The following is a 14,388-nucleotide window of genomic DNA, read 5'->3' on the forward strand; positions in this document are numbered from 1 at the left end:
TCCCACAAGACCTGTGGGAGCTGGCCTGCCGGCGATGAACGATAACGTGGTCTCAAGCCGGGCGGATGACGTTCCCGGTCGCCAGATCCCGAATCACGCTCGGGTTCTTGCGCCCACCCAGATTCCCACCCATCACCCAATCAAGCTGCCCACGGAAATACTGTTCCACGCGAATCCGCGTGCGCGCCGCCGGCCGCCCTTGGGGGTTCGCCGAGGTCGACACCAACGGCCCGACCACTGCGCACAAATCCCGCACCAACGGGTGATCGCTGACCCGCAGCGCTACCGTTTCATGCACGCCGGTTATCCATTGCGGCAACATATTCTGATGCGGCACCAGCCAGGTATTCGGCCCCGGCCAGGTGCTGGCCATGCGGTCCATCCACAGTTCAGGGAAATCCTCGAACAGGAAGTCGAACTGGCGAATGTTGTCGGCCACCAGGATCAAGCCCTTGTGCACCGACCGGCCCTTGAGCAGCAGCAGACGTTCCACCGCTTCTCTGTCCCACGGGTCACAACCCAGACCCCAGACCGCCTCGGTTGGATAGGCAATCACCCCTCCTGCGCGAACGGCTTGCGCGGCTTGTTGCACACGCCAACTGTTGACCATGAAAAACTCTCCGGAATAAGGCTCTGCGCAGTTTACCGATCTTCCTTATAAAACCTAGCTCACCCGTGCAAACCAGCGCCCGCTTTCGCAGACGACCCGGCCTTCCATTTCCAGTTCGGTCAGCGCCGCCAGTACTTTGGGCAAGGTCCAACCGCTGGAGACGGACAAGGCTTCACTGGTGTGCGGCGCCGCATGTAACAGCATGAGCAGAGGATGGACCACCGACGACGTCTCGATGGACAAGGGCAACTGTTGCCAGCCGCGCAAGGCTTCGAGGATATGTTCGATGGTTTCCACCAGCATCGCACCGTCACGAATCAGCTGATGACAGCCCTTCGCGCCAGGATGATGAATCGACCCAGGAATGGCATACACCTCGCGACCTTGCTCCGCCGCCAGCCTCGCGGTAATCAATGATCCACTGGCCACACTGGCCTCGACCACCAGTACACCGAGGGATAAACCGCTGATGATTCGGTTGCGTCGCGGGAAGTTGCTGGCGGTGGGACCGGCGTCCAGCGGGAACTCCGAAAGCACTGCACTGCCCGACGCAATCATCGCGTCAGCCAACCGTCGGTTGCGCTGTGGATAAAACTTTTCAAGTCCCGTGCCAAGTACCCCGACCGTTTGCCCGCCCACGTCCAGCGCAGCTTGATGCGCGGCGGCATCAATACCCAGTGCCAGACCGCTGGTGATGACAAAACCGGCGCTGGCCAGGCTGCGCGAAAACGCGGCGGCGGTGTCCATCCCCGGCCGGGAAGCACGGCGACTGCCAACCATCGCCAGTTGCGGTTTTTCCAGAATTCCCGGATCGCCCGCCACGAACAACAGCGGCGGTGAATCGCTGATCTCTGCGAGCAGCGCCGGGTAGTCAGGTTGGTCCCACATCAGTAAATGCTGGGCCGGACGCTCAAGCCAGGCCAATGCGTGGCTCGCGCCATCACGGACTTCACTCGATCTTCGAGCCTCCGAACAAGTAGCCGGCAATCCCAGCGCACGCCATGCACTGGCCGGCGCGCTGATGGCTTTGGACGCCGAGCCGAAGGCTTCGAGCAATTTCTTGAACCGCGCCGGGCCGAGTTCCGGCAGACGATGCAGACGTAAACGAGCTTCCAGTTCCGCAGGGGAGACCGGTGCAGCAGCAGACGGTGACATGGATCATCCTTGATCGTTATGAGCCCCGTTCAAACGGGAATAAGCTGTGGATAACTCTGTTGGTAACTTGTGGAGCAGGCTAAGGATTTCGCACCTTGTCCAGCACCGCCAAAGAACGCGATGCATTGAGCACCAATCCGTAACTGAGTTTGTCGTAGGTGCGAAAAACCATCAGCAAACCGGCACGCTCATCCGGAATCTTCAACGGCTGGCCGGTGATTCGGTCACGCACGGTTTCGCCGGTTTTCATCACCACCAGCACGTTGCCTTCAGCCAGACCGTCGCGTTGCCCCTTGTTCAGCGTGACGACGTCCATCGCACCGATCTGCGTAACCCCGCGCGGCACATCAATGATCAAGCCGTTGATCTCGCTTTTGGGTGCACTGGGCATGAAGGTCGAGTTGATAGATCGTTCCTCCCCACTGAACAACCGGTCGCCAAGACGCACTTCCTGGGTCGTGCGCTGCAACGCCAGCGTGGCCACATCGCCTTCGGTGGCCACGACTTCACCGCCGCCAATGTCGTCAGCGTTGATGCCCAGGAATTCTTTGCTCTGCGGGTCGGTGTAGACCTTGCCCTGGCGGAAGATGCCGTACACCGGCTGATCCGGATCGAAATGACCGCGGGCGAAAATCCGGTCGCCGGTGCCGCTGAGCACGCGTTCGGCATCGCCGGCGACGATGTAGGGCGCCTTGTCGAAATCCTCGACCTTGTCGACGATGCGGTTGCTCAACAGAAAACTGTTGATCGATTGCAACGGAATGCTCGGGATGGCCTCAGCCACCGGACTGCTGCGGATGCGTGGCGAGAGCTTGATGGTGCCCCGTGACGCGCCGCGGTTGAGCGTCAACCGCGGCTGGCCGTTGACGTAGACCAGCGACAGCGAATCCCCGGGGTAGATCAGATTGGGGTTCTGGATCTGCGGGTTGGCCTGCCAGAGCTCAGGCCATTGCCATGGCTCACGCAGGAACTTGCCGGAGATGTCCCAGAGTGTGTCGCCTGCAACAACGGTGTATTGCTGTGGAAAACCTTCCCTGAGTTGCACTTGCCCGTGCGCCAAACCGGCCGAGGCCAGAAGGAGCAGGGCGAGTAGTGATTTCCTCATGCGGTGAATCCCTTTATTATGTGCGTTCGCGTGAAACGCCAGAGCCCTCGTGGCTCGCTCCGGATTCTTTGCAGAAAAGAAAAGGGAGCTACGCTTCACAACGGTAGCCTGCATCTTCGGACCCGCCAGGCCATCGACCCGACTTTACCTCACACGTGCAGCAAATAAGCCTATGGCCATTTTAGACATCCTCGAATTCCCCGACTCGCGTCTGCGCACTATCGCCAAACCTGTGGCTGTAGTGGACGACGAAGTACGTCAGTTGGTCGATGACATGTTTGAAACAATGTATGAAGCGCCAGGCATCGGCCTCGCCGCGACCCAGGTCAACGTGCACAAACGTATCGTCGTGATGGACCTCTCCGAAGACCGCAGCGAACCACGGGTGTTCATCAATCCCGAGTTCGAATCCCTGACCGACGAGATGGAGCAATACCAGGAAGGCTGCCTCTCGGTGCCGGGTTTCTACGAAAACGTCGATCGCCCACAGAAGATCAAGGTCAAGGCGCTGGACCGCGACGGAAAGCCCTACGAACTGATCGCAGAAGGCCTGCTCGCCGTGTGCATCCAGCATGAATGCGACCACCTCAACGGCAAATTGTTCGTCGACTACCTGTCCAATCTCAAACGCGACCGAATCAAGAAGAAACTGGAAAAGCTCCATCGCCAGAACGCTTGATGCCCTCCTTCCAAAGGCTTGCTGCGGCAAGCCTTTTTCTTTTGCGACTGCTTTGTAAATGAGAGCTTCCCATGACTGAGCCACTGCGCATCGTCTTTGCCGGCACCCCGGAATTCGCCGCTGAACACCTCAAGGCCCTGCTCGACAGTCCTTACGAGATCGTCGCGGTCTACACCCAGCCAGACCGTCCGGCAGGCCGCGGGCAAAAGCTGATGCCGAGCCCGGTCAAGCAACTCGCACTGGAAAACAACATCCCGGTGCTGCAGCCGCCGACCCTGCGCAACGAAGACGCGCAGGCTGAACTGGCAGCGCTCAAGCCGGATTTGCTGGTGGTGGTCGCCTACGGCCTGATCCTGCCGCAAGTGGTGCTGGATATTCCGCGTTTGGGCTGCATCAACAGCCACGCCTCCTTGCTGCCACGCTGGCGGGGTGCGGCGCCGATCCAGCGCGCCGTTGAAGCGGGCGACAGCGAAAGCGGCGTGACCGTGATGCGCATGGAACTGGGCCTCGACACCGGCCCGATGCTGTTGAAAGTCACCACGCCGATCACCGGTGATGACACCGGTGGCAGCCTCCACGATCGTCTGGCCGAAATGGGCCCACCGGCAGTGATTCAAGCCATTGCCGGCCTGGCGGCTGGCACGCTGGAAGGCGAAGTGCAGGACGACAGCCTCGCCACCTATGCGCACAAATTGAACAAAGACGAAGCGCGTATCGACTGGACCCGCCCGGCCATTGAGCTGGAGCGCCTGGTTCGCGCCTTCAACCCATGGCCGGTTACCCACAGCACACTGAACGGCGAAGCGCTGAAAGTACTCGCCGCCAGCCTCGCCGAAGGGCAGGGCGCCCCCGGTGAGATCCTCAGTGCGAGCAAGGACGGCTTGATCGTGGCCTGTGGCGAGCAAGCGCTGTGTCTGACGCGTCTGCAATTGCCCGGCGGCAAGGCGCTGAACTTCAGCGACCTGTTCAACAGCCGTCGTGAGAAATTCGCCGTCGGCACCGTGCTCGGTCAAACGGCGGACGCCCAATGAACCCGCGTCTGGCCGCCGCCAAGGCACTCGCTGCTGTTCTGAACGGAAAAGCCTCACTCAACAGTTCGTTGCCAACGCAAATGGACAAGGTTGAAGACCGCGATCGCGGTTTCACCCAAGACCTGGCGTTTGGCACCGCTCGCTGGCAGCCGCGCTTGTCGGCGCTGGCGGCGAAATTGTTGCAAAAGCCGTTCAAGGCAGCGGATGCCGATGTCGAAGCGCTACTGCTGGTCGGCCTCTACCAATTGCTTTACACCCGCGTTCCGGCCCACGCGGCCATCGGCGAAACCGTCGGTTGCGCCGATAAGCTGAAAAAGCCTTGGGCCAAGGCCTTACTCAACGCGGTGTTGCGCCGCGCCCAGCGTGAAAGCGAAGCGCTGCTGGCCGAACTTGAACACGACCCGGTGGTGCGCACGGCCCACCCGCGCTGGCTGCAAAAATCCCTGAAAGCGTTTTGGCCTGAGCAATGGGAAGCCATTTGCGCAGCAAACAACGCGCACCCGCCGATGATTCTGCGGGTCAATCGCCGTCATCACGCGCGCGATGCCTACCTGGGGCTGCTGACCGAAGCGGGCATTGCCGCCACGCCGTGTGTCTACAGCCAGGACGGCATCATCCTCGACGCCGCCGCTGACGTGCGCAGCCTGCCGGGTTTCGCCGAAGGCTGGGTCAGCGTGCAGGACGAGGCGGCGCAACTGGCTGCCGACCTGCTCGACCTGGCGCCAGGCCAACGGGTGCTGGATGCCTGCTGCGCTCCCGGCGGCAAGACCTGCCACATCCTTGAAGCCGAGCCTGCCCTGGCCGGCGTCGTGGCCGTGGACCTGGAAGCCAAGCGTCTGGTGCGGGTGCGGGAAAACCTTGCACGCCTGGGCCTGAGCGCTGAATTGATCGCCGCCGACGGCCGCGACACCGCGACCTGGTGGGATGGCAAACCGTTCCAGCGCATCCTGCTCGACGCGCCGTGCTCGGCCACTGGTGTGATCCGTCGCCACCCCGACATCAAGTTGACTCGCCAACCCGACGACATCGCCGCGCTGGCGGTGCTGCAAGGCGAATTGCTCGATGCGCTGTGGATAACTCTGGAGGTCGGCGGGATTCTGCTTTACGCCACCTGTTCCACGTTGCCGACCGAGAACACTGAAGTCATCGAGGCGTTCCTGGCCCGTACGCCGGGCGCCCGCGAACTGGACCTCGCCACGACGGCCGGCATCAAGCAGCCCCATGGTCGCCAGTTGCTGGCCCAGGAAGGCGGCCACGACGGGTTCTACTACGCCAAGCTGATCAAGATCGCCGCCGCGCGCGGTTAATGGATTCAATGGAGTGACTGGATGAAAATCATCATCCTCGGTGCTGGGCAGGTCGGCGGTTCGCTGGCGGAGCATTTGGCCAGCGAAGCCAACGACATCACGGTAGTCGACACCGACGGCGAACGCCTGCGCGATCTGGGCGATCGGCTGGACATTCGCACCGTGCAGGGCCGCGGCTCGTTGCCGACCGTCCTGCGCCAGGCCGGCGCGGACGACGCTGACATGCTGGTGGCCGTGACCAACAGCGACGAAACCAACATGGTTGCCTGCCAGGTCGCCCACACGTTGTTCCACACGCCGACCAAAATCGCCCGGGTCCGCGAAGCCGCTTACCTCACACGCAACGAACTGTTCGATAACGAAGCGATTCCCGTCGACGTGCTGATCAGCCCGGAGCAAGTGGTCACCAACTACATCAAGCGCCTGATCCAGTACCCGGGCGCCTTGCAGGTGATCGACTTCGCCGATGGCAAAGCGCAATTGGTGGCCGTGAAGGCTTACTACGGCGGGCCGCTGGTGGGGCAGCAGTTGCGTCAGTTGCGCGAGCACATGCCGAATGTCGAAACCCGCGTCGCCGCGATTTTCCGTCGTGACCGGCCGATATTGCCCCAGGGCGATACGGTGATCGAGGCGGACGACGAGGTGTTTTTCATTGCCGCCAAAGCGAATATTCGTGCGGTGATGAGCGAAATGCGCCGCCTGGATGAAACCTACAAACGCATCGTGATCGCCGGTGGCGGGCAGATCGGTGAGCGCTTGGCCGAGGCGATCGAAAGTCGCTATCAAGTGAAAATCATCGAAATGAACCCGGCGCGCTGCCGCCATCTTTCAGACACCCTGGACAGCACGGTGGTGTTACAGGGCAGCGCGTCGGACCGCGACCTGCTGCTGGAAGAGAACATCGCCGATGCGGACCTGTTCCTGGCGCTGACCAACGATGATGAAGCGAACATCATGTCCTCGTTGCTGGCCAAGCGCCTGGGCGCGAAGAAGGTGATGACGATCATCAACAACCCGGCCTATGTTGACCTGATCCAGGGCGGCGATATCGACATTGCCATCAGCCCGCAGCTGGCGACCATCGGCACCTTGCTGGCCCACGTGCGACGGGGCGACATCGTCAGCGTGCACTCATTGCGCCGGGGCGCGGCGGAAGCCATCGAGGCGATCGCTCACGGCGATGCGAAATCGAGCAAGGTGATTGGCAAGGCCATCGAGGACATCGGGTTGCCGCCCGGGACGACGATTGGCGCGATCATTCGCGACGAAGAAGTGATCATCGCCCACGACGACACGGTGATCGAAGCGGGGGACCATGTGATTCTGTTCCTTGTGGATAAGAAGCACATTCGGGATGTGGAGAAGCTGTTTCATGTGGGGTTGAGTTTCTTCTGAGGCTTTTTTGGAGGCTGACCCGGCCCCATCGCGAGCAGGCTCACTCCTACCTTTGGAATGCGCTCCCCTGTAGGAGTGAGCCTGCTCGCGATAGCCATCTCACTAGTCCCCATTCATCCCTGACTCACCTCTACCTAGGAGTCCACAATGATCGAATCCCTGGAAAAAATGCTCGCCAAAGGTGTGGATAACTCATTGCTGCGCTTCGGCCTGGGCAAGGGTTACCTGGATTTGGGCGAGAACGCCAAGGCGGCCGAACATTTCCAGCGTTGCGTCGAACTCGATCCGAAGTATTCGGCGGCGTGGAAGCTGCTGGGCAAAGCGCACCTGGCGCTGGCGGACTACTTGGCCGCGCGTCAGGCTTGGGAACAGGGCCTGGAAGCCGCCCGCGCTCACGGCGACAAGCAGGCCGAAAAAGAAATGACGGTTTTTCTGAAGAAGCTCGAACGTCAGGCGCTCTGATCAGAGATAACGCAGGCCAATGCCGTCGGCATCCACCAGCACCACTTCCATGCGAACCCGCGGCGCACCTGTGGGTAAATCCTGCACCTGACCGAACACCACCGCGCCTTTAGGCAACGCCGACAAGCGCGGATGCTTGACGTAGACGCCGGTGGTCGAAAGGTTGCGGGTCTGCCCAAGGCAATCGCCGAAGCTTTCGTGACTGATCTTGATACGAAACGATTTGATGTGTTCGGACATCTTCTGCGCCCTTTAATGAACAGTTGTGGATAACCCTGATCCTGTAGGAGCGAAGCTTGCTCGCGAAGGCGATTTAACATCCAACATCAATGTTGAATGTAATGGCCTCTTCGCGAGCAAGCTCAGCTCCTACAGGTTCAAGTTATCCACAGATCATGCCAATCAACTCAATACCAGCGCTCTTCGCCCGGCGGGCGCTTCTTGAAGCGCTTCATGCTCCACATGTACTGGCTCGGGTACGCCGCTACATAGCGTTCGACCACCTTGCTCATCGCCGCGCATGACGTTTCGGTATCGGTGCTGTACATGGCCTCCGGCGCGGCTTCGAGAATCACTTTGTAGCCCGAACCGTCCGGCAATCGCAGCGCATGCAGGAACACGCCAACGGCTTTGCCGCCAGCGAGCATGTTCGGCACAAACTTGCTGGTCAGGGCCTGAGTGGCGAAGAACGGCACGAAAATCCCGGCGGATTCGGCCGGTTCCGGGTCAGCGGGAATCCCCACTGCACCACCTTTGCGCACTTCCTTGATGACACTGAGGATGCCTTCCTTGGTGGAAGCGGCGACCTTGTTGCCCAGTTGTACGCGTTGCTTGCGCAGCAACTCATCCACCGCCTTCAACTTTGGCGGACGATAGAAAATGATCGGTTTGCACTGGCTGCAATAGAAGTGGTTCAACACTTCCCAGTTGCCCAGGTGGCTGGTAATCCCCACGACACCTTTGCCGGAAGCGAGGGCGTCCTTCAAGACGTCCAGCCCTTCGACTTCGCGCACCAGGTCAATGGAACGCTGTGCCGGCCAGATCCACGCGCAGGCGCTTTCGGTCAGGGATTTGCCAATGTCTTTCAGGCTCTGGCCGACCAGACGCTCGCGCTCGGTGGGGTCCATGTCGGGAAAGCACTTGGCGAGGTTGATCCGCACCACGTCGCGGGAACGGTTGGGAGTTTTCCACATTATCCAACCGATGGCCGAACCTACCGCCTGCACTGCCCGCCAAGGAAGCAGGGCAAACAACCGCAGAGCGCCTACCAGCAAGGCGCCTTTCAACTTATCCACAGGTCACTCCTGATCTTGTGCTGTGCGCGAGGCGGCTATTCTAACCGCCGTTCGCCAGTGTCGCGTAGCGATCGCAATCCTGGGTGTGGTCCATGACCATCCCCGAGGCCTGCATCAGTGCGTAGCAAATGGTCGGGCCGACGAACGTGAAGCCGGCCTTTTTCAGGCCCTTGCTCATCTCCACGGCGACCGGGGTGACCGCCGGCACTTCGGTGCGATCCTTGAAGTGATTGATCACAGGCTTGTCGCCAACGAACGACCAGAGAAACGCCACCGGGTCTTCGAGCGCCAGCCAGGCCTGGGCGTTGCGCCGGGCGGCGTTGAGTTTCAGGCGATTGCGGATGATGCCCGGATCGAGCATCAATTCATCGATTTCCGCGTCGCTCATCTGCGCCACCCGCTGCACGTCGAAGCCGAACAAGACCTCGCGATAACGCTCGCGTTTGCGCAGCACGGTGATCCATGAGAGGCCGGCCTGGAACCCTTCGAGCAAAAGCAACTCGAACAATCCCTGCGCATCGCGTAGCGGCGTGCCCCACTCCTGGTCGTGATAAGCCATGTACAGCGGATCTTCGGAACACCAAAAGCAGCGTGGCATAAGGCTCCAGGGGGCGTGCGCAGCAACGAATCGGGTATACTCCCGCTCTTTAAATCGCAGCCCAAGAAACAGGTGAATTTCGTGAGCCAGCCTACGCCAGCCGTGCGTACCTTCCAAGACTTGATCCTCGCCCTCCAGCAATACTGGGCCGAGCAAGGTTGCGTGGTACTTCAGCCCTACGATATGGAAGTAGGCGCCGGGACTTTCCACACTGCCACGTTTCTGCGCGCCATCGGCCCGGAAACCTGGAACGCCGCTTATGTGCAGCCCAGTCGTCGTCCGACTGACGGCCGCTACGGCGAAAACCCGAACCGTCTGCAGCACTACTACCAGTTCCAGGTGGTCCTGAAGCCGAACCCGGACAATTTCCAGGAACTGTACCTGGGCTCCCTCAAGCACGTCGGCCTGGACCCGCTGGTCCACGACATTCGCTTCGTCGAAGACAACTGGGAATCGCCGACCCTCGGCGCCTGGGGTCTGGGCTGGGAAGTCTGGCTCAACGGCATGGAAGTGACGCAGTTCACTTACTTCCAGCAAGCGGGCGGCATTGAGTGCTACCCGGTGACCGGCGAAATCACTTACGGCCTCGAGCGCCTGGCGATGTACCTGCAAGGCGTGGACTCGGTCTACGACCTGGTCTGGGCTGACGGTCCGTTCGGCAAAGTGACTTACGGCGACGTGTTCCACCAGAACGAAGTGGAGCAGTCCACCTACAACTTCGAACACGCCAACGTCGAGAAGCTGTTCGAGCTGTTCGATTTCTACGAAAGCGAAGCCAAGCGCCTGATTGAACTCGACCAGCCACTGCCGTTGCCGAGCTACGAAATGGTGTTGAAGGCGTCCCATACCTTCAACCTGCTGGATGCGCGCCGGGCGATCTCGGTGACTGCGCGTCAGCAATACATTCTGCGAGTGCGCACCCTGGCGCGTTCCGTTGCGCAAGCCTACCTGCTGGCTCGCGCCAAGCTGGGCTTCCCGATGGCGACCCCGGACCTGCGTGATGAAGTACTGGCCAAGCTGGAGGCTGCACAATGAGTGCTCTGGATTTTCTGGTTGAACTGGGCACCGAAGAACTGCCACCCAAAGCCCTGAACACCCTGGCTGATGCGTTCATGGCCGGTATCGACAAAGGCCTGCAGGCCGCTGGCCTGAACTACGAGACCAAAACCGTCTACGCGGCGCCGCGTCGCCTGGCTGTGCTGATCACCTCGCTGGCGACCCAGCAGCCGGATCGCAGCATCAACCTCGATGGCCCGCCACGCCAGGCCGCTTTCGATGCTGAAGGCAACCCGACTCAAGCGGCATTGGGCTTCGCCAAGAAGTGCGGCGTCGAGCTGAGCGAGATCGATCAGAGCGGCCCGAAACTGCGTTACAGCCAAAGCATCGCCGGCAAACCGACCGCGAGCCTGCTGCCGACCATCGTCGAAGACTCCCTGAACGACCTGCCGATCCCGAAGCGCATGCGCTGGGGCGCTCGCAAGGAAGAATTCGTTCGCCCGACCCAATGGCTGGTGATGCTGCTCGGTGACCAGGTCATCGATTGCACCATCCTCGCCCAGAAGGCCGGTCGCGATTCCCGTGGTCACCGCTTCCACCACCCGGAAAACGTGCGCATCACCTCGCCGGCCAATTACCTGACCGACCTACGTGCCGCCTACGTATTGGCCGATGCCAACGAGCGTCGCGAGCTGATCAGCAAGCGTACCGAAGCGTTGGCGACGATGCAGGAAGGTACTGCGATCGTCCCGCCAGCCTTGCTCGACGAAGTGACCGCGCTGGTCGAATGGCCGGTGCCGCTGGTGTGCTCGTTCGAAGAACGTTTCCTCGACGTGCCACAAGAAGCGCTGATCACCACCATGCAGGACAACCAGAAGTATTTCTGCCTGCTGGATGCCGACGGCAAGTTGCTGCCACGTTTCATTACCGTGGCCAACATCGAAAGCAAAGACCCGCAGCAGATCATCGCCGGTAACGAGAAAGTGGTTCGCCCACGCCTGACCGACGCCGAATTCTTCTTCAAACAAGACAAGAAGCAGAAACTCGAAGACTTCAACCTGCGCCTGCAAAACGTGGTGTTCCAGGAAAAGCTCGGCAGCGTCTACGACAAGGCCGAGCGCGTTTCCAAACTCGCTGCGTTCATCGCTCAGCGCATTGGCGGCAACGCTGCCTGGGCTTCCCGTGCCGGCCTGCTGTCCAAGTGCGACCTGGCGACCGAGATGGTCGGTGAGTTCCCGGAGATGCAAGGCGTCGCCGGTTACTACTACGCGCTGAACGACGGCGAGCCGGAAGATGTAGCCCTGGCGCTGAACGAGCAGTACATGCCTCGCGGTGCTGGCGCTGAACTGCCAACCACCCTGACCGGTGCGGCCGTCGCCATCGCCGACAAGCTCGACACCCTGGTCGGCATCTTCGGCATCGGCATGCTGCCAACCGGTAGCAAAGACCCGTATGCCCTGCGCCGTGCTGCACTCGGCGTGCTGCGCATCCTGATCGACAAGAAGCTCGACCTCGACCTGAACGACGCCGTGGCATTCGCCGTGAATGCGTTCGGTGCCAAGGTCAAGGCTGCCGGCCTGAACGATTCGGTGCTGGAGTTCATCTTCGACCGTCTGCGTGCCCGTTACGAAGACGAAGGCGTGGACGTCGGCACTTACCTGTCGGTGCGTGCCCTGAAGCCGGGTTCGGCGCTGGACTTCGATCAGCGTGTCCAGGCAGTTGAAGCCTTCCGCAAATTGCCGGAAGCAGCAGCCCTGGCGGCAGTGAACAAGCGCGTTTCGAACCTGCTGAGCAAGGTCGAAGGCTCGGTGCCGACGGTCGTTGAAGCCAAGTACTTCGACAACGCCAACGAATTCTCCTTGTACTCGGCGATCCAGCAGGCTGACCAGGCTGTCCAGCCGATGGCCGCTGCGCGTCAGTACAGCGAATCGCTGGCGCGCCTGGCAGCACTGCGCGAACCGGTAGATGCGTTTTTCGAAGCGGTAATGGTCAACGCCGAAGATGCCAAGGTCCGGGCTAACCGCTATGCGCTGCTGGCGCGTCTGCGTGGCTTGTTCCTCGGCGTCGCCGACATTTCGTTGCTGGGGTAAGACTGTTTGAAACTGCTGATTCTCGATCGGGACGGGGTGATCAATTACGACTCCGACGCTTACATCAAGTCGGTGGAGGAGTGGATTCCGCTCCCCGGTTCGGTCGAGGCCATCGCGCAGTTGAGCAAGGCCGGCTGGACGGTAGCGGTCGCTACCAACCAGTCGGGCATCGCTCGTGGCTATTACGACATCGCCACCCTGGACGCCATGCACGCGCGCTTGCGCTCGCTGGTGGCGGAGCAGGGTGGGGAAGTCGGGCTGATCGTCTATTGCCCGCATGGGCCGGACGAAGGCTGCGATTGCCGCAAGCCAAAACCCGGGATGCTGAAAACCATCGCCGCGCATTACAACGTATCGCTGACTAATCTATGGTTCGTCGGCGACAGTCTCGGTGACCTGGAAGCCGCCAAAGCCGTCGATTCTCAGCCAGTTTTGGTAAAAACCGGAAAAGGTGAAATAACCTTGGGCAAGACCCTACCGGTGGGCACCTTGATTTTTGACGATCTTGCGGCGATTGCCGCAGAACTTATCCACAATTAAAGCGCTTTCGAGATTCCTGACCAAGGATTGATCGGGGTTGCGCTTTATATAGACGGGCAGAGCCCGCACGGTAAACGTCGCCATGTCGATACTGCAGGCCATCAGAACCTTCCTCTTTTACCTGCTGCTGGGCACCAGTTCTTTGCTCTGGTGCAGCCTGAGCTTTTTTATCGCGCCGTTCCTGCCCTTCAAGGCGCGCTATCGCTTCATCAACGTCTACTGGTGCCGCTGCGCCTTGTGGCTGAGCAAAGTCTTTCTGGGCATCAGCTACGAAGTGAAGGGTGCAGAGAACGTACCTGACCAGCCGTGCGTGATTCAGTCGAATCACCAGAGCACCTGGGAGACGTTCTTCCTGTCGGCCTATTTCGAGCCGTTGAGCCAGGTGCTCAAGCGTTCATTGCTGTTTGTGCCGTTCTTCGGCTGGGCCATGGCCATGCTGCGTCCGATCGCCATCGACCGCGACAATCCGAAAGCCGCGCTCAAGCATGTGGCGAAGAAGGGCGATGAACTGCTGAAGGATGGCGTATGGGTGCTGATCTTCCCGGAAGGGACGCGCGTTCCCTATGGCACCATCGGAAAGTTCTCACGCGGTGGTACCGCGCTGGCGGTCAACGCCGCACTTCCGGTACTGCCGGTTGCGCACAATGCTGGCAAGTTTTGGCCAAAAACCGGTTGGGCGAAGAAGCAGGGCGTCATCACTGTGATCATCGGCAAGCCGATGTACGCCGAGGGCAGCGGCCCGCGAGCCATTGCCGATCTGAATGATCGGGTGCAGAGCTGGAACGAGCAAATGCAGCGGGAAATGGGATCACTTCCACCCGTTCCGCAGGCTCCCGCACCAGGTGATCAAGTGGCTGTCTGATTTCTGTGGATAACCTGTGTACCGTTTTGCTGAAAACCCGCTGAATCAGTTTTTAAGCTTATGATTTATATACATATTTCTTAAACTCATAAAATACCGAAAATGGTGCATAAGTTTTTTTCGGACGTAAAAAAACCGGCTGATATAGCCGGTTTTTTTATGCGTGTAAATTGGGTGGAACAGGTTGCTCTTATTGGGTGGGCGAGCTGAAAAAATCTGACAAAAAAAGGCCAGCGCATGCGCTGGCCTTTTTTTGGAGAACC

The 14,388-nt window shown here is 60.2% G+C and carries 15 protein-coding genes; 9 read left to right on the forward strand and 6 right to left on the reverse strand.

The window, feature by feature from the left end; translation table 11 throughout:
• Positions 1-52: 52 nt before the first annotated feature.
• The 3 genes from EJA72_RS24020 to EJA72_RS24030 form a co-directional block, all read right to left on the reverse strand.
• The gene (locus EJA72_RS24020) at positions 53-610 is read right to left on the reverse strand and encodes an L-threonylcarbamoyladenylate synthase (protein WP_157714392.1); all 558 of its coding nucleotides are present in this window, start codon (positions 608-610) and stop codon (positions 53-55) included.
• Between the two features lie 54 nt (positions 611-664).
• Positions 665-1,765: a DNA-processing protein DprA gene (dprA, locus tag EJA72_RS24025; RefSeq protein WP_157714393.1), complete on the reverse strand. Its 1,101-nt coding sequence runs from the start codon at positions 1,763-1,765 to the stop codon at positions 665-667.
• A 79-nt stretch (positions 1,766-1,844) separates the two neighbouring features.
• A complete protein-coding gene (locus tag EJA72_RS24030; RefSeq protein ID WP_157714394.1) occupies positions 1,845-2,870 on the reverse strand; it encodes a LysM peptidoglycan-binding domain-containing protein in 1,026 nt (341 codons plus the stop codon).
• 172 nt (positions 2,871-3,042) lie between these two features.
• On the opposite strand from EJA72_RS24030, the gene def reads away from it, so the two are divergent.
• The 5 genes from def (at position 3,043) to EJA72_RS24055 (ending at position 7,744) form a co-directional block, all read left to right on the forward strand.
• Positions 3,043-3,549 carry a peptide deformylase gene (gene def / locus EJA72_RS24035; protein ID WP_157714395.1) on the forward strand — a complete coding sequence of 169 codons (507 nt, stop codon included), beginning with the start codon at positions 3,043-3,045 and terminating at the stop codon, positions 3,547-3,549.
• Positions 3,550-3,620: 71 nt separating this feature from the next.
• Positions 3,621-4,580 (forward strand): methionyl-tRNA formyltransferase, encoded by a 960-nt coding sequence (gene fmt, locus EJA72_RS24040; protein WP_157714396.1) that lies wholly within the window; start codon positions 3,621-3,623, stop codon positions 4,578-4,580.
• On the forward strand, positions 4,577-5,887 hold the full coding sequence (gene rsmB / locus EJA72_RS24045; RefSeq protein WP_157714397.1) for a 16S rRNA (cytosine(967)-C(5))-methyltransferase RsmB: 1,311 nt from the start codon (positions 4,577-4,579) through the stop codon (positions 5,885-5,887). Before fmt ends, rsmB begins: the two co-directional genes overlap by 4 nt.
• A gap of 21 nt (positions 5,888-5,908) precedes the next feature.
• Positions 5,909-7,282: a Trk system potassium transporter TrkA gene (gene trkA, locus EJA72_RS24050; RefSeq protein ID WP_157714398.1), complete on the forward strand. Its 1,374-nt coding sequence runs from the start codon at positions 5,909-5,911 to the stop codon at positions 7,280-7,282.
• A 147-nt stretch (positions 7,283-7,429) separates the two neighbouring features.
• Positions 7,430-7,744 (forward strand): tetratricopeptide repeat protein, encoded by a 315-nt coding sequence (locus tag EJA72_RS24055; RefSeq protein ID WP_157714399.1) that lies wholly within the window; start codon positions 7,430-7,432, stop codon positions 7,742-7,744.
• Here the strand turns inward: EJA72_RS24055 and EJA72_RS24060 are convergent, their stop codons facing one another.
• The 3 genes from EJA72_RS24060 to tag form a co-directional block, all read right to left on the reverse strand.
• Positions 7,745-7,984: a PilZ domain-containing protein gene (locus EJA72_RS24060; protein ID WP_157714400.1), complete on the reverse strand. Its 240-nt coding sequence runs from the start codon at positions 7,982-7,984 to the stop codon at positions 7,745-7,747.
• Positions 7,985-8,151: 167 nt separating this feature from the next.
• Positions 8,152-9,039, reverse strand: coding sequence for a lysophospholipid acyltransferase (locus EJA72_RS24065; RefSeq protein WP_178129554.1), 888 nt, complete (start codon positions 9,037-9,039; stop codon positions 8,152-8,154).
• Between the two features lie 40 nt (positions 9,040-9,079).
• Complete coding sequence (tag, locus tag EJA72_RS24070) at positions 9,080-9,637, reverse strand: DNA-3-methyladenine glycosylase I (RefSeq protein WP_157714401.1); 558 nt, start codon at positions 9,635-9,637, stop codon at positions 9,080-9,082.
• An 81-nt stretch (positions 9,638-9,718) separates the two neighbouring features.
• Here tag and glyQ point away from each other — a divergent pair, with 81 nt between their 5' ends.
• The 4 genes from glyQ (at position 9,719) to EJA72_RS24090 (ending at position 14,125) form a co-directional block, all read left to right on the forward strand.
• On the forward strand, positions 9,719-10,672 hold the full coding sequence (gene glyQ / locus EJA72_RS24075) for a glycine--tRNA ligase subunit alpha (protein WP_003213601.1): 954 nt from the start codon (positions 9,719-9,721) through the stop codon (positions 10,670-10,672).
• Complete coding sequence (gene glyS, locus EJA72_RS24080) at positions 10,669-12,723, forward strand: glycine--tRNA ligase subunit beta (protein ID WP_157714402.1); 2,055 nt, start codon at positions 10,669-10,671, stop codon at positions 12,721-12,723. The genes glyQ and glyS overlap by 4 nt, the downstream gene beginning before the upstream one ends.
• 6 nt (positions 12,724-12,729) lie before the next feature.
• On the forward strand, positions 12,730-13,263 hold the full coding sequence (gmhB, locus tag EJA72_RS24085) for a D-glycero-beta-D-manno-heptose 1,7-bisphosphate 7-phosphatase (protein ID WP_157714403.1): 534 nt from the start codon (positions 12,730-12,732) through the stop codon (positions 13,261-13,263).
• Between the two features lie 82 nt (positions 13,264-13,345).
• Positions 13,346-14,125, forward strand: coding sequence for a 1-acyl-sn-glycerol-3-phosphate acyltransferase (locus EJA72_RS24090; RefSeq protein ID WP_157714404.1), 780 nt, complete (start codon positions 13,346-13,348; stop codon positions 14,123-14,125).
• Positions 14,126-14,388 lie beyond the last annotated feature (263 nt).

The sequence above is a fragment of the Pseudomonas sp. PB120 genome (assembly GCF_009761815.1).
Taxonomy (GTDB): Bacteria; Pseudomonadota; Gammaproteobacteria; order Pseudomonadales; family Pseudomonadaceae; genus Aquipseudomonas.